This is a genomic window from Stutzerimonas marianensis (assembly GCF_022810315.1).
Lineage (GTDB): Bacteria > Pseudomonadota > Gammaproteobacteria > Pseudomonadales > Pseudomonadaceae > Stutzerimonas > Stutzerimonas marianensis.
In genome coordinates this window covers 251,912-266,941 of sequence record NZ_JALGRD010000005.1, presented here as the reverse complement: position 1 = coordinate 266,941, position 15,030 = coordinate 251,912, and the positions used below count along the sequence as shown (strand labels likewise).

Genomic DNA, 15,030 nt, shown 5'->3' with positions numbered 1-15,030 from the left:
CAGATGGTACTCAACGAAATTCCGTCTGGCAAGCGTGAATCACGCACATGCTTGCTTTACAACATCAGCCAGTTCTTCGGCATAACCGCGCACCTGCTTTTCGTCGTCCCCCTCGACCATCACCCGCACCAGCGGTTCGGTCCCTGACTTGCGCAGCAACACCCGACCCCGTCCTGCCATACGCTCTGTAACGCTGTCGCAAACGGTCTGTACCTGAGGATCGGAAATCGGATCCTTATCGCCAGCAAAACGCACATTGATCAAGACTTGAGGGCACTTCTTGAGCGCCAGCCGAACCTGCGCAAGGCTCTGATTTCGATGACGCAACGCCAATAGCACCTGCAACGCAGCAATAATCGCGTCGCCCGTCGTCACATGTTGCGCACAGACGATATGACCGGAGTTCTCGCCACCCAACACCCATTGCCGCTCGAGCATCTCGGCCATGACGTAACGATCCCCGACCTTGGCCCTAACGAAGGGTATCTCACGCTCTTTCAATGCCAGCTCGAGCCCCAGGTTACTCATCAGGGTGCCGACGACGCCCCCTTCGAGGCGCCCCCTGTCCTGCAGATCCGAAGCGATGATGTACAGCAGCTCGTCACCGTCCACCTGCGCGCCGGTATGGTCGACCATCATCACGCGATCGCCATCCCCGTCAAACGCGATGCCGAGATCAGCTCCATGCTCGACGACAGCCTTCTGCAACAGCCCGACATGGGTCGACCCAACGTCAGCATTGATGTTCAGGCCATCCGGCTGCGCCGCGGTCACCACAACGTCGGCACCGAGCTCTCGAAACACGCTGGGCGCAACCTTGTAGGTCGCGCCGTGCGCGCAATCAAGCACGACCTTCAGACCCGCAAAATCAGTACTGGTCGGCACGCTGCTCTTGCAGAACTCGATATAGCGGCCGGCAGCGTCGTTAATGCGCGACGCTTTGCCCAGTTGGACCGAATCCACGACTGTCATTGGCGTATCGAGCAACTCCTCGATCATCAGCTCGACCTCATCGGGGAGCTTGGTGCCACGACCCGAAAAGAACTTGATGCCATTGTCATGGTGCGGATTGTGGGATGCGCTGATCACGATCCCCGCATCGGCATGAAAGGTCCTGGTGAGATACGCCACTGCAGGTGTCGGCATGGGGCCGAGAAGCAAGACGTCGGCGCCCGCGGCTGAAAGCCCAGCCTGCAAAGCAGACTCGAACATGTAGCCTGAAATGCGCGTGTCCTTTCCGATCAGGATGCGGCATTTGCCTTGTTTGCGAAACGCCATACCCGCCGCCCAGCCGAGCTTAAGCATGAAATCCGGCGTGATCGGGAATTGCCCGACGTGCCCGCGAATGCCGTCGGTTCCAAAATATTTTCTGCTCATCATGAACTTCCTATTCTGCCGCCTCGACGGCAGCGATCATTCTTACCACATCCACGGTCTGGGCCACGTCGTGCACCCGCAGGATCCTCGCGCCTTTGTCGACCGCAAGCGCGGCTAATGCCAGGCTGCCGTACAACCGATCATTTACATCCCGCCCAAGGACGTTACCAATCATGCTCTTGCGTGAAACACCAACGAGCAACGGCCGCCCCAGGGCGTGCAATGATTCCATCCGCTTGAACAAACTCAGATTGTGCGCAACGGTCTTGGCGAACCCGAAACCGGGGTCCAGCACGATTCGCTCCGCCCCGATCCCCACGCTAGCACAGGCCTGCATGCGCGCTTCAAGGAATGACCGAACCTCGGCCGTGACGTCCTCGTAGCGAGGGGCATTCTGCATGTCTGCCGGCTCGCCCCGCATGTGCATCAGGCACACCGGCAGGCCACTGTCGGAGGCGGCGTCCAAGGCGCCATCGCGCGCGAGGGAGCGAACATCGTTGATCATGCCAGCCCCCAGGCGCGCCGCTTCACGCATGACGGCCGGCGTGGATGTATCAACCGAAATGACGACGTCGAGCTCACGTGCGATCGCTTCAACGACCGGTGCCACGCGCTCCAGCTCCTCGAGCGGCGACACCACGCGCGCGCCCGGCCGAGTCGACTCGCCGCCGACGTCGATCAGAGTCGCCCCCGCCGCCACCATAGCCTGCGCATGACGCAGCGCCGCATCAAGGTTGGCATGCTGCCCACCGTCGGAGAAGGAGTCCGGTGTCACGTTGAGAATGCCCATGACGTGTGGGCGCGATAAATCAAGAACCCGGCTGCCACAGGACAGCCGGGCCGGGTGTAACACATCAGTCATTGAATGGAGACTCGATCAATGCTCGCCAGCAGGGCCACCGATCGGCGTTTGAGGCCGACCCGGTTCAGGCTGGACAGATGTTCCAGTCGGGCCTGCCCCTCCCTGCCAGTCACGAGGCTCTCGAGGCGTGCGACCCGCCATGATGTCATCGATCTGATCGGAATCGATGGTTTCATACTTCATCAAGGTCTCGGCCATCAGATCGAGCTTGTCACGGTTGTCAGCCAAGATTTGCTTGGCCGTACCGTAGCAGTGATCGATAATGCTGCGCACCTCGAGATCGATCAGCTTCGCCGTGTCACCAGAGACATTGGCGTGCTGGCTACCGGCGCTACGGCCGAGGAAAACCTCACCCTCTTCCTCGGCGTACATCAACGGACCGAGCTTCTCGGACAGCCCCCACTTGGTCACCATGTTTCGCGCCAACTGGGTAGCGCGCATGATGTCGTTCGATGCACCTGTCGTTACACCGTCAAAGCCGAGCGTCATCTCCTCAGCGATTCGACCGCCAAACAGCGAGCAGATCTGGCTGATGAGCGCACGCTTCGACAGGCTGTAACGGTCCTCCTCGGGAAGGAACATGGTGACGCCGAGTGCGCGGCCGCGAGGAATGATCGATACCTTGTAGACCGGATCATGCTCGGGCACCACGCGACCGACAATCGCATGTCCGGCCTCATGGTAGGCAGTGTTGAGGCGTTCCTTCTCGGACATGACCATGGACTTGCGCTCGGCGCCCATCATGATCTTGTCCTTGGCCAGCTCGAATTCCTTCATCTCGACGAGACGCTTACCAGCGCGGGCGGCGAAGAGCGAGGCCTCGTTCACCAGGTTGGCCAGGTCCGCACCAGAGAAACCGGGCGTGCCACGGGCGATCAGGGCCGGCTCGACGCTGTCGCCCAGCGGCACCTTGCGCATGTGAACCTTGAGGATCTGTTCGCGACCACGAATGTCCGGAAGCCCGACGACGACCTGGCGATCGAAACGGCCAGGCCGCAACAGCGCAGGGTCCAGCACGTCAGGACGGTTGGTCGCGGCGATCACGATGATGCCATCGTTCATCTCGAAACCATCCATCTCGACCAGAAGCTGGTTGAGGGTCTGCTCGCGCTCGTCGTGACCGCCTCCCAGCCCGGCACCACGATGCCGACCTACCGCGTCGATCTCGTCGATGAAGATGATGCACGGGGCATGCTTCTTCGCCTGCTCGAACATGTCACGGACGCGGCTGGCACCGACACCCACGAACATCTCGACGAAATCCGAACCGGAAATGGTGAAGAACGGTACCTTGGCCTCGCCAGCAACCGCCTTGGCCAGCAGCGTCTTACCCGTACCCGGGGAGCCGACCATCAGCACACCACGCGGGATGCGACCACCCAGGCGCTGGAACTTGCCGGGATCACGCAGGAACTCGACCAGCTCGGTGACCTCCTCCTTCGCCTCGTCACAGCCTGCGACGTCAGCAAAGGTGGTCTTGACCTGATCTTCCGAAAGGAGCCGGGCCTTGCTCTTGCCGAAGCTCATCGGCCCGCCCTTGCCACCAGCGCCACCCTGCATCTGGCGCATGAAGAACATGAACACCGCGATGATCACCAGGATCGGGAAGCTGGCCACTAGCAGCTGCGTCCAGATGCTTTGCTGCTCGGGCTGTTTGCCTTCGATCACCACGTTGTTGTTGATCAGGTCACCGATAAGGCCGTTGTCCTGGATCGCGGGACGAATCGTCTTGAAGGTTTCCCCGTCGCTGCGCTTGCCGGTTATGACGAAGCCGTCGACAGTGACACGCTCGACCCGACCTTCCTTCACCTGTTCGATGAAATCGGAATAATTGAGCGTCTGGGGCTCTGTCGGGCTGGAAAAGTTGTTCATCACCGTCACGAGGACAGCGGCGATGATCAACCAAAGAATCAGGTTTTTTGCCATGTCGTTCAATTCACTACCCTCTGGAGCGGGCCCGCTGTTGAGAACCTGCAGGACGGCCTATGGTTCGCTCGCCTAAATTACTACACAACGCTGCGGGGCGGGCAGCCTGGTCTGTAACCCCATATGAAACATGCTAGCCGTAAAAATCGCGGCGGTGTTGCCCGCCCTGCTATTTCTGACACCACGGCCACTGCCATTACGCCCCGCCGGCCTGCCCACGGTAGCCACGAGCGAGAAGATACTGCTCCCGCGAGCGGTCACGTGACGACAGAGGCTTGCGCATCTGAACCTTGTCGAAGTTCTGACGAACCTCCTTGAGGTATGCATCGAAGCCCTCACCCTGGAAAATCTTGATCAGGAAATCGCCGCCCGGGGCCAGGACCTTCATCGCCAGATCCAGGGCCAGCTCGCACAAAAACATCGCACGCGCCTGATCAGCGACCTTCACACCACTCATATTGGGGGCCATATCGGAGATCACAAGGTCTACCTGCGAATCGCCCACCGCCTCGAGTATCTGCTCGAACACCGCGTCTTCGGTGAAATCGCCGAGTACGAAGGTGACGTCGGCGATGCTGTCCATCGGCAGGATATCGGATGCGATCAATCGCCCCCGGTCTCCGATCACCCGACTGGCGACCTGAGACCAGCCACCCGGCGCGGCCCCGAGATCGACCACGGTCATGCCGGGCCGCAACAGACGATCCTTTTCCTGGATTTCGAGCAATTTATAGCTCGCACGCGAGCGATAACCGTCCCGTTGCGCCATTTTCACGTACGGATCGTCGAAGTGTTCTTTCAGCCAACGCTGACTGGTCTTGGAGCGTGCCAAGCTGTTACCTCATCTGTGCGGCTCAGGACGTGTCGGTTACACTAGCCGCCGTTTTTCAAGGGTTCTGACGCAAGGGTCGAATTATGCCGCTCACAAACGAGCAGAAGAAACAGTACAAATCCATCGGCCATCACCTGAAGCCGGTTCTGATCGTTGCCGAGAACGGATTGACTGAAGGTGTGCAGGCCGAACTGGAACGCGCATTGAACGATCACGAGCTGATCAAGGTGCAGTTGCGACTCAGTGAGCGCGAAGACCGGCACGCAGCGATCGAGGAGCTCTGCCGACTCAGCGGCTGTGAGCTCGTCCAGTCGATCGGAAAGATGGCGCTGGTATACCGCAAGAATCCGAAGGTCAACAAGCAGCTCTCCAACATCCATCGCTACCAGGCCTGACCTCGCCTTACCGCTCCCGTCCCGGAGCGGGCTGCAGCACCAGCAACAGCCCACACAAGCCCATCACCAGATAGCTGAATACCAGCCAATAGGCGGACTCGAACACACCCGCGCGCACGGCGAAAAAACTGGCCGCCAGCAGGAGTGCCGCGACCAACAACTGCCCCCGGACATCCTGCAGCAGGCTCGCCAAGCCGCGAGCCTGCACCAGCACCAATGCCTGGAGCAGCACGCAGAACGCGGCAAACCCAACCAGTAGCGGGCGCAGGCTGGCGCCGATCTCGTCGATCAGCAGCGGCGCAAGACCGAACTTGCCCAGTGCGGGAAGCACCACGAACTGCAGCAGCCAGAGGCCTCCGACCCAGAACGTCTGGGCCAGCTGCCAACTGATCACGCCAGCGCGCATCGGTTGATGGTCAGATATGGCGAACCTCGACGATCTCGTACTCGACGACACCACTGGGTGTTTTCACCGTGACGACGTCACCTTCCTCCTTGCCGACCAGAGCACGAGCGATAGGCGAGCTGACGGAGATCTTTCCGGCCTTGATGTCCGCCTCGTCATCACCAACGATCTGGTAGGTCACGCTTTCGTCGGTCTCGACATTGGCGATTTCGACCGTGGTTCCGAAAATCACCTTTCCAGTGTGCGGTATGTTGGCGATGTCGATGACCTGCGCGTTCTGCAGCCGGCCTTCGATGTCGCGAATGCGCGCCTCGACCATACCCTGCTGCTCACGCGCAGCATGGTATTCAGCGTTCTCTTTCAGGTCCCCCAACTCGCGCGCCTCGGCGATCGCCTGGGTGATCTGCGGGCGGAGTTCGGTTTTCAGGTGTTTGAGCTCGTCCTCCAGGGCGCGCGCGCCCTGTACGGTCATCGGAAATTTCGTAGTCATGCGTTGATTCCTGCATGGAGATCCTGCAAGCGACGCACGGTCTTCTCGGGACCGAACTTGAGCGCCTCACAGATCGCCTGACCACCCGCGAGCGTGGTGGTGCAGCAGATCTTGTGCTGCAGGGCATTTCGACGAATCGAGTAGGAGTCAGCAATCGACTGGCGCCCCTCGGTGGTATTGATGATCAGGGTGACCTCATCGTTCTTGATCATGTCGACCACATGAGGTCGTCCTTCAGTCACCTTGTTCACGCGACGCACCGGCAGACCGGCCGCTTCGATGATCTTGGCCGTCCCCGCGGTGGCGACGACATCGAACCCGAGCCCAACAAGGGCGCGCGCGACTTCGGCCACGTCCGGCTTGTCATCGTCCCGCACACTGATGAAGGCGCAGCCGCTGTTGGGCAGAATTTCGCTTGCGCCAAGCTGGGCCTTGGCGAAGGCCTCGGCGAAACTATCACCGACACCCATCACCTCGCCGGTGGACTTCATCTCCGGGCCGAGGATCGGATCGACACCCGGGAACTTGGCGAAGGGGAACACCGCTTCCTTGACGCTATAGAAGTTCGGAATGATTTCCTCGGTCAGACCAACGTCGGCCAAGGATTTGCCCGCCATGACGCGCGCCGCGATCATCGCCAGCGACACACCGATGCACTTGGACACGAAGGGCACGGTACGCGACGCACGCGGGTTGACTTCGATCACGAAGATATCTTCGCCCTGAACGGCCATCTGCACGTTCATCAGGCCGACCACGCCCAGCTCCAGGGCCATTTTCTTGACCTGGTCACGGATCTCGTCCTGGATATGGGCCGGCAGCGAGTACGGCGGCAGCGAGCACGCCGAGTCGCCCGAGTGAACACCCGCCTGCTCGATGTGCTGCATGATCGCGCCGATTACCACCTGCTCACCGTCGCAGACCGCATCGACGTCCACTTCGATGGCGCAGTTCAGGAAGTGATCGAGCAGCACCGGGCTGTCATTGGAAACCTTCACCGCTTCGCGCATGTAGCGCTTGAGCTCTTCTTCCTGGTAGACGATTTCCATCGCCCGACCGCCCAACACGTAGGACGGGCGCACCACCAGCGGATAACCAATGGTCTTGGAGGCGGCCAGCGCCTCTTCCTCGCTGCGCGCGGTCGCGTTCGGCGGCTGACGGAGATTCAGGCGCTCGACCATCTGCTGGAAGCGCTCACGATCTTCGGCCCGATCGATGGCATCCGGGCTGGTGCCGATGATGGGTACACCGGCCTCTTCCAGCGCACGCGCCAGCTTCAACGGCGTCTGCCCACCGTACTGCACGATCACGCCCTTGGGCTGTTCTACGCGGACGATCTCAAGCACGTCCTCCAGGGTGACCGGCTCGAAGTAGAGGCGATCCGAGGTGTCGTAGTCGGTCGATACGGTTTCCGGGTTGCAATTGATCATGATGGTTTCGTAACCATCGTCGCGCATCGCCAACGCCGCATGAACGCAGCAATAGTCGAACTCGATACCCTGCCCGATGCGGTTGGGGCCGCCACCGAGGATCATGATCTTGTCGCGGCTCGAGGGATTCGCCTCGCACTCTTCCTCGTAGGTCGAGTACATGTAGGCGGTGTCGGTGGCGAACTCGGCGGCGCAGGTGTCGACGCGCTTGTAGACCGGCAGCACCTTGAGCTTGTGACGGTGCGCCCGCAGGTTCTTCTCCGTCACGCCGAGCAGCTTGGCCAGACGTGCATCGGAGAAGCCCTTGCGCTTGAGCTTGAACATCACGTCATGGTCGATGCTCGACAGGCCCAGCGTCTTGATCCGCTCCTCTTCCTTGATCAGGTCTTCAATCTGCACCAGGAACCACTCATCGATGCGTGTCAGGTCGAAGACTTCGGCGACGGACTTGCCGGCACGGAAGGCATCGGCGACGTACCAGATGCGATCAGCACCCGGAACGGTGAGCTCACGCTTGAGCGTACCTTCGCTTTCCGGGTCGGCCAGGTCGAGTTTTGGGTCGAAGCCGGACACGCCAACTTCCAGGCCACGCAGCGCCTTCTGCACAGACTCCTGGAAGGTACGACCGATCGCCATCACCTCGCCGACAGACTTCATCTGGGTCGTCAGGCGCGCATCGGCCTTGGGGAATTTTTCGAAGGCGAAGCGCGGAATCTTGGTCACGACGTAGTCGATCGCTGGTTCGAACGAAGCGGGCGTACGGCCGCCGGTGATGTCGTTCTGCAACTCGTCGAGGGTATAACCCACGGCAAGCTTCGCGGCAATCTTGGCAATTGGGAAACCGGTGGCCTTGGAGGCCAGCGCGGAGGAACGCGACACGCGGGGATTCATCTCGATGACGACCATACGACCGGTGTTCGGACAGATGCCGAACTGAACGTTGGAGCCACCGGTCTCCACGCCGATCTCACGCAAAACCGCCAGGGAGGCGTTGCGCATGATCTGGTATTCCTTGTCGGTCAGGGTCTGCGCCGGCGCCACGGTGATCGAGTCACCGGTGTGCACGCCCATCGGGTCGAAGTTCTCGATGGAGCAGACGATGATGCAGTTGTCCTTCTTGTCACGGACCACCTCCATCTCGTATTCCTTCCAGCCGATGAGCGACTCATCGATCAGCAGCTCACTGGTCGGCGACAGATCGAGACCGCGTGTGCAGATTTCCTCGAACTCTTCACGGTTGTAGGCGATACCGCCGCCCGTTCCACCCATGGTGAAGGACGGGCGAATGATGCAGGGAAATCCGACCTTTTCCAGTACCGTGTAGGCTTCATCCATATTGTGCGCAATCCCGGAAACCGGGCACGCCAGGCCGATGTTCTTCATCGCCTTGTCGAAGCGCGAGCGATCCTCGGCCTTGTCGATCGTGTCGGCGTTGGCTCCGATCATTTCGACGCCGAACTTTTGCAGCACGCCGTGCTTTTCCAGGTCCAGTGCGCAGTTGAGCGCGGTCTGGCCACCCATAGTCGGCAGCAGGGCGTCCGGGCGCTCTTTTTCAATGATTTTGGCCACGGTCGCCCACTTGATGGGCTCGATGTAGGTGGCATCGGCCATGGCCGGGTCGGTCATGATGGTGGCCGGGTTGGAGTTCACCAGGATGACGCGGAAACCTTCTTCCTTCAGCGCCTTGCACGCCTGGGCACCGGAATAGTCGAACTCGCACGCCTGGCCGATGACGATCGGGCCGGCGCCGAGGATCAGAATGCTTTTGATATCTGTACGTTTTGGCATGGTCTCTCTCGAATTCTGTGCTCGGCGGGCTTAACGGCGCTTGGCCATGGCAGCGATGAAGCGGTCGAACAACGGCGCGACATCGTGTGGGCCGGGGCTGGCCTCGGGATGGCCCTGGAAGCTGAAAGCGGCCTTGTCAGTGCGTTCGATGCCTTGCAGCGTGCCGTCGAACAGCGACTTGTGCGTCGCGCGAACATTGCTTGGCAGGCTGGACTCTTCCACCGCGAAACCATGGTTCTGGCTGGTGATCATCACCACGCCGGTATCAAGGTCCTGAACCGGGTGATTGGCGCCGTGATGGCCGTTGGGCATCTTCACGGTCTTGGCACCGGACGCCAGCGCCAGCAATTGATGGCCGAGGCAGATGCCGAATACCGGGATATCGGTTTCGAGCACTTCCTGGATTGCCTTGATCGCGTAATCGCACGGCTCGGGGTCGCCGGGGCCGTTGGCCAGGAAGATGCCGTCCGGATTCAGCGCAAGGGCTTCGCTGGCAGCTGTCTGCGCCGGCAATACCGTCACGCGGCAACCGCGCGCGACCAGCATCCTCAGGATGTTGTATTTGACGCCGTAATCGAAGGCAACGACATGATAAGGCAGTTCGCTGGCCGGAATGTCCGCATGACCATCGTCCTTCAAACACCAAACGCTGGAACGCCACTCGTAGCGCTCCTTGACGCTCACTTCCTTGGCCAGATCCATGCCCTTGAGGCCAGGAAAGCTGCGCGCCAATTCGAGTGCCTTTTCCTCGGTCGCATCGTGGCCGGCCAGGATGCAGCCGTCCTGTGCGCCCTTCTCGCGCAGGATGCGGGTCAAGCGGCGGGTATCGATACCGGCGATGGCGACGGTTCCGTTGGCCTTGAGGTAATCAGGCAGCGACTGCTTGTCGCGCCAGTTGCTGGCGATCAGCGGCAGGTCGCGAATGACCAGCCCAGCCGCCCAGACTTTCCAGGACTCGGCATCTTCCGGTGTGGTCCCGGTGTTCCCGACGTGCGGGTAGGTCAAGGTAACGATCTGCTTGGCATAGGAAGGGTCGGTGAGGATTTCCTGATAGCCGGTCATGGCGGTATTGAACACCACCTCGCCGATGGTATGCCCATCGGCGCCGATGGATTCGCCGCGAAAAATGCTGCCATCGGCAAGAGCCAAAATGGCTGGCGTAAGGGCTGGCTTAGTCAAGAGACCTCCCGAAGATCAAGGCTGAAGCAGGCGCAGATTGTAAAAAAGCGGGATGACGTGTGAAGGTCATCCCGCTTTTTGTTTGAGTCATTCTGCGCAACTTTTAGTGGACACACTAAAGCGGGAAGCTTACAGAAAATGCCGTTTCAGGTCCAGACGAAATCCGCCGGACGACCCGTTCACCGCAGCCCGAGCACGTCCTGCATGTCGTACAGACCGGCCGGCTGCTGCTCGAGCCACAAGGCCGCGCGCACGGCCCCCTTGGCAAACGTCATGCGACTGGACGCCTTGTGGGTGATTTCCACCCGCTCACCTTCGGCGGCGAACAGCACGGTGTGATCTCCAACGATATCGCCCGCACGCACGGTGGCGAAGCCGATGGTCGACCGCTCGCGTGCACCGGTCTGACCCTCGCGCCCGTACACCGCGACGCTTCGCAGATCCCGTCCCAACGCGTCGGCCACTACCTCGCCCATGCGTAGCGCCGTACCTGACGGTGCATCGACCTTGTGCCGGTGATGCGCCTCGATGATCTCGATATCGACCTCGTCACCCAGCACACGTGCCGCCGTATCGAGCAGCTTCAGACACAGGTTGACGCCCACGCTGAAGTTCGCTGCGAAGACGATGGGGATCTCCTGCGCCGCCGCCGCGAGCCGTTCCTTTTCCTCGTCTGTGAACCCGGTCGTCCCGATCACCATCGCCTTGCCCGCGCGGCGGCAGACATCCAGATTCTTCAAGGTCACCGAGGGGTGAGTGAAATCGATCAGAACATCGAACTCATCCACTACCTTGGCCACGTCGCCAATCAACGGCACCCCGATCCGCCCGATCGCGGCTAGCTCGCCGGCATCAGCACCGACCAGCGTGCTGTCGGCCCGATCGATCGCGGCCGTCAGACCGGCGACGCCGCCTGTCTGCTGCACCGCCTCGACGAGCGTCTTGCCCATGCGCCCGGCGGCGCCCATTACTGCTATACGTCGCATAGATCAAAGCTCCAAGCTGGAAGGCGAAGCTGGAAGCAGGCCTGGCACACACACGTCAGGCTTCAGACTTCCAGCTTCCGCTCAAACATCACCGAAAAAGCGCTTCACGCCTTCGAACCAGCCGCTGGCCTTGGGCGAGTGGGAGGTGTCGCCCTGCAAGGTGCCACGAAATTCCTCGAGCATCTCGCGCTGGCGCTTGCTGAGGTTGACTGGCGTCTCCACCGCGACCCGGCAGAGCAGATCGCCAGCAGCGCCGCCGCGAACCGGTGCAACCCCCTTTCCACGCAAGCGGAACTGCTTGCCGGTCTGAGTGCCTTCCGGGATCTTCAGCTTGACGCGACCGTCAAGAGTCGGCACCTCGAGCTCACCACCCAATGCGGCATCGGCGAAACTGATCGGCACCTCGCAATACAGATGCTTGCCATCGCGCTGGAAGATCGGGTGCTCACGCACGTTGACCACGACATACAGATCCCCGGCCGGCCCACCCTGTGCCCCCGCCTCGCCCTCGCCGGTCAGGCGAATGCGGTCACCGGTATCGACACCCGGCGGCACCTTGACCGACAGGGTCTTCTGCTCTTCGACGCGCCCCTGACCATGGCAGCTGCCACAGGGATCGGAGATCATCTTGCCGCTGCCATGACAGCGGGGACAGGTTTGCTGAACGGAGAAAAAGCCCTGCTGCATGCGCACCTGACCGATACCGCCACAGGTGGTACAGGTCACCGGGCTGGTGCCCTTCTTCGCACCGGATCCGTCGCAGGTCTTGCATTCGACCAGCGTCGGCACGCGGATGGTTACCGTCGTACCGCGCACGGCCTCTTCAAGATCCAGCTCCAGGGTGTAGCGCAGGTCGCTGCCACGCTGGGCGCCGCCACGCGAGCTGCCACGTCCGCCGGCAAAGAAATCGCTGAAGACGTCGCCGAAGATGTCCGAGAAGTTCGCACCACCATAGGCAGCCCCCGCGCCGGCCCCCATCTGCGGATCGACACCGGCATGACCGTATTGGTCGTAAGCCTGGCGTTTGCTCGCGTCGGACAGCACCTCGTACGCCTCGTTGGCTTCCTTGAACGCTTCTTCGGAGGCTTTGTCTCCGGGATTACGGTCCGGATGGTGCTTCATCGCGAGGCGACGATAAGCCTTCTTAAGCTCCGCCTCGCTGGCGCCGCGCTCGACGCCCAGCACTTCGTAATAATCACGTTTGGCCATAAATATCCTGAACCTTCAATTCGTACCCTCCAGACACGCCGACGCGGGAGCAAGCCCCCGCGCGGCGATCAGACCTGCCTCGATACGCGAGACAGGCTGGAGCGAAAGGCGGGGCCATCGAGGACCACCGCCGTACCCCCAATTGCGGGGGACATAAGCCGCAGCTTACTTGTTGTCCTTGACCTCTTCGAATTCGGCGTCGACCACGTCGTCACCGGCCTTTCCGCTGGCTCCGGCCTGCTCGCCATCGGCTGCCTGGGCCTGCTCGGCGTACATCTTCTGCGCCAACGGCGTGGAAGCCTGGGACACCGCAGCGATCTTGGCTTCGATCTCGGCCTTGTCGTCGCCCTTGATGGCCACTTCCAGCTCGCCGATCGCCTTCTCGATGCTGGCCTTGTCGTCTTCGGACGCCTTGTCGCCGGCTTCGGTCAGCATCTTGCGGGTCGCATGCACCAACTGATCACCCTGGTTGCGCGCGGTGACCAGCTCTTCGAACTTGCGGTCTTCCTCGGCGTTGGCCTCGGCGTCACGCACCATCTGTTCGATTTCCTCCTCCGACAAGCCGGAGTTGGCCTTGATCACGATGGACTGATGCTTGCCGGTCGCCTTGTCCTTCGCCGACACATGCAGAATGCCGTTGGCGTCGATATCGAAGGTCACCTCGATCTGCGGTACGCCGCGGGGGGCCGGCGGAATCTCGGCCAGGTCGAAACGACCAAGCGACTTGTTTTGCGCCGCCTGCTTGCGCTCGCCCTGCAGCACGTGAATGGTCACGGCGCTCTGGTTGTCATCAGCGGTCGAGAACACCTGCGACTTCTTGGTCGGGATGGTGGTGTTCTTTTCGATCAGCGGCGTCATCACGCCACCCATGGTTTCGATACCCAGGGTCAGCGGGGAAACGTCGAGCAGCAGCACGTCCTTGACGTCGCCGGCCAGAACGGCGCCCTGAATCGCGGCACCCATGGCGACGGCCTCGTCCGGGTTGACGTCCTTGCGCGCTTCCTTGCCGAAGAATTCGGCGACCTTCTGCTGCACCAGCGGCATGCGGGTCTGACCACCGACCAGGATCACGTCATCGATCTTGGCCGCATCGATACCGGCATCCTTCATCGCGAGACGGCAAGGCTCGATGGTGCGCTGCACCAGATCCTCGACCAGCGCTTCGAGCTTGGCACGAGAAATCTTCACGTTCAGGTGCTTCGGACCTGTCGAGTCGGCTGTGATGTACGGCAGGTTGACATCGGTCTGCTGGCTGGAGGACAGCTCGATCTTCGCCTTCTCGGCGGCTTCCTTCAGGCGCTGCATGGCCAGCGGATCGCCCTTGAGGTTCATGCCGGTTTCTTTCTTGAACTCATCGACGAGGTAGTCGATCAGTCGGATGTCGAAGTCCTCGCCACCGAGGAAGGTGTCGCCGTTGGTAGCCAGCACCTCGAACTGATGCTCGCCGTCGACTTCGGCGATCTCGATGACCGAGACGTCGAAGGTACCGCCACCCAGGTCGTAGACGATCACGGTGTGGTCGCCCTTGGCCTTGTCCATACCGTAGGCCAGCGCAGCCGCGGTCGGCTCGTTGATGATGCGCTTGACCTCAAGACCGGCAATGCGACCGGCATCCTTGGTAGCCTGACGCTGGCTGTCGTTGAAATAGGCCGGAACGGTGATCACCGCTTCGGTGACCGGCTCGCCCAGGTAGTCCTCGGCGGTCTTCTTCATTTTCTTCAGCACTTCGGCGCTGATCTGCGGCGGTGCCATCTTCTGGCCTTTCACTTCCACCCAGGCGTCGCCGTTATCGGCCTTGACGATGCTGTAGGGCACCATCTTGATGTCTTTCTGGACGACATCTTCCTCGAAGCGACGACCGATCAGGCGCTTGACCGCATAAAGCGTGTTCTGCGGGTTGGTCACGGCTTGACGCTTGGCCGACTGGCCGACCAGGGTTTCGCCGTCGCTGGAATACGCGATGATCGAAGGCGTGGTACGACCGCCCTCGGCATTCTCGATGACCTTGGCCTTGCCGTTCTCCAGGATGGAGACACAGGAGTTTGTCGTTCCCAGGTCGATACCAATGATCTTGCCCATATGCTTCTCTCCGAACTTTTGATTGGTCCGCGCCTGTTTACCGGCTGCGGGTAACACAAAAACGCTTGGCT

The 15,030-nt window shown here is 61.1% G+C and carries 12 protein-coding genes; 1 reads left to right on the top strand and 11 read right to left on the bottom strand.

Annotated elements, in window-relative coordinates:
* Positions 1-39 precede the first annotated feature (39 nt).
* The 4 genes from glmM to rlmE form a co-directional block, all read right to left on the bottom strand.
* A complete protein-coding gene (gene glmM, locus MST27_RS10980; protein WP_243605978.1) occupies positions 40-1,377 on the bottom strand; it encodes a phosphoglucosamine mutase in 1,338 nt (445 codons plus the stop codon).
* A 10-nt stretch (positions 1,378-1,387) separates the two neighbouring features.
* Positions 1,388-2,239, bottom strand: a complete 852-nt coding sequence (gene folP / locus MST27_RS10975; protein ID WP_243605977.1) for a dihydropteroate synthase — start codon at positions 2,237-2,239, stop codon at positions 1,388-1,390.
* A 15-nt stretch (positions 2,240-2,254) separates the two neighbouring features.
* Positions 2,255-4,165 (bottom strand): ATP-dependent zinc metalloprotease FtsH, encoded by a 1,911-nt coding sequence (gene ftsH, locus MST27_RS10970; protein ID WP_243605976.1) that lies wholly within the window; start codon positions 4,163-4,165, stop codon positions 2,255-2,257.
* Positions 4,166-4,361: 196 nt separating this feature from the next.
* Positions 4,362-4,997 carry a 23S rRNA (uridine(2552)-2'-O)-methyltransferase RlmE gene (rlmE, locus tag MST27_RS10965; RefSeq protein WP_243605975.1) on the bottom strand — a complete coding sequence of 212 codons (636 nt, stop codon included), beginning with the start codon at positions 4,995-4,997 and terminating at the stop codon, positions 4,362-4,364.
* A gap of 83 nt (positions 4,998-5,080) precedes the next feature.
* Between rlmE and yhbY the strand changes: the two genes are divergently transcribed.
* Positions 5,081-5,392 (top strand): ribosome assembly RNA-binding protein YhbY, encoded by a 312-nt coding sequence (gene yhbY / locus MST27_RS10960; RefSeq protein ID WP_243605974.1) that lies wholly within the window; start codon positions 5,081-5,083, stop codon positions 5,390-5,392.
* A 7-nt stretch (positions 5,393-5,399) separates the two neighbouring features.
* Here the strand turns inward: yhbY and MST27_RS10955 are convergent, their stop codons facing one another.
* From MST27_RS10955 to dnaK, 7 genes are all read right to left on the bottom strand, one after another.
* Positions 5,400-5,798, bottom strand: a complete 399-nt coding sequence (locus tag MST27_RS10955) for a DUF4149 domain-containing protein (RefSeq protein WP_243605973.1) — start codon at positions 5,796-5,798, stop codon at positions 5,400-5,402.
* A 10-nt stretch (positions 5,799-5,808) separates the two neighbouring features.
* Positions 5,809-6,288, bottom strand: coding sequence for a transcription elongation factor GreA (gene greA / locus MST27_RS10950; RefSeq protein ID WP_243605972.1), 480 nt, complete (start codon positions 6,286-6,288; stop codon positions 5,809-5,811).
* On the bottom strand, positions 6,285-9,506 hold the full coding sequence (gene carB / locus MST27_RS10945) for a carbamoyl-phosphate synthase large subunit (RefSeq protein ID WP_243605971.1): 3,222 nt from the start codon (positions 9,504-9,506) through the stop codon (positions 6,285-6,287). The genes greA and carB overlap by 4 nt, the downstream gene beginning before the upstream one ends.
* A gap of 30 nt (positions 9,507-9,536) precedes the next feature.
* Positions 9,537-10,685 carry a glutamine-hydrolyzing carbamoyl-phosphate synthase small subunit gene (gene carA, locus MST27_RS10940; protein ID WP_243605970.1) on the bottom strand — a complete coding sequence of 383 codons (1,149 nt, stop codon included), beginning with the start codon at positions 10,683-10,685 and terminating at the stop codon, positions 9,537-9,539.
* A gap of 179 nt (positions 10,686-10,864) precedes the next feature.
* Complete coding sequence (dapB, locus tag MST27_RS10935; protein ID WP_243605969.1) at positions 10,865-11,671, bottom strand: 4-hydroxy-tetrahydrodipicolinate reductase; 807 nt, start codon at positions 11,669-11,671, stop codon at positions 10,865-10,867.
* An 81-nt stretch (positions 11,672-11,752) separates the two neighbouring features.
* Positions 11,753-12,880 carry a molecular chaperone DnaJ gene (gene dnaJ / locus MST27_RS10930; RefSeq protein WP_243605968.1) on the bottom strand — a complete coding sequence of 376 codons (1,128 nt, stop codon included), beginning with the start codon at positions 12,878-12,880 and terminating at the stop codon, positions 11,753-11,755.
* A gap of 165 nt (positions 12,881-13,045) precedes the next feature.
* The gene (dnaK, locus tag MST27_RS10925; RefSeq protein ID WP_243605967.1) at positions 13,046-14,959 is read right to left on the bottom strand and encodes a molecular chaperone DnaK; all 1,914 of its coding nucleotides are present in this window, start codon (positions 14,957-14,959) and stop codon (positions 13,046-13,048) included.
* Positions 14,960-15,030 lie beyond the last annotated feature (71 nt).

What these genes read in the sequence shown, in the direction of transcription:
- glmM (WP_243605978.1), bottom strand. Translation starts at nt 1,377, where the DNA reads ATGAGCAGAAAATATTTTGGAACCGACGGCATTCGCGGGCACGTCGGG.
- folP (WP_243605977.1), bottom strand. Translation starts at nt 2,239, where the DNA reads ATGACTGATGTGTTACACCCGGCCCGGCTGTCCTGTGGCAGCCGGGTT.
- ftsH (WP_243605976.1), bottom strand. Translation starts at nt 4,165, where the DNA reads ATGGCAAAAAACCTGATTCTTTGGTTGATCATCGCCGCTGTCCTCGTG.
- yhbY (WP_243605974.1), top strand. Translation starts at nt 5,081, where the DNA reads ATGCCGCTCACAAACGAGCAGAAGAAACAGTACAAATCCATCGGCCAT.
- MST27_RS10955 (WP_243605973.1), bottom strand. Translation starts at nt 5,798, where the DNA reads ATGCGCGCTGGCGTGATCAGTTGGCAGCTGGCCCAGACGTTCTGGGTC.
- greA (WP_243605972.1), bottom strand. Translation starts at nt 6,288, where the DNA reads ATGACTACGAAATTTCCGATGACCGTACAGGGCGCGCGCGCCCTGGAG.
- carB (WP_243605971.1), bottom strand. Translation starts at nt 9,506, where the DNA reads ATGCCAAAACGTACAGATATCAAAAGCATTCTGATCCTCGGCGCCGGC.
- dapB (WP_243605969.1), bottom strand. Translation starts at nt 11,671, where the DNA reads ATGCGACGTATAGCAGTAATGGGCGCCGCCGGGCGCATGGGCAAGACG.
- dnaJ (WP_243605968.1), bottom strand. Translation starts at nt 12,880, where the DNA reads ATGGCCAAACGTGATTATTACGAAGTGCTGGGCGTCGAGCGCGGCGCC.
- dnaK (WP_243605967.1), bottom strand. Translation starts at nt 14,959, where the DNA reads ATGGGCAAGATCATTGGTATCGACCTGGGAACGACAAACTCCTGTGTC.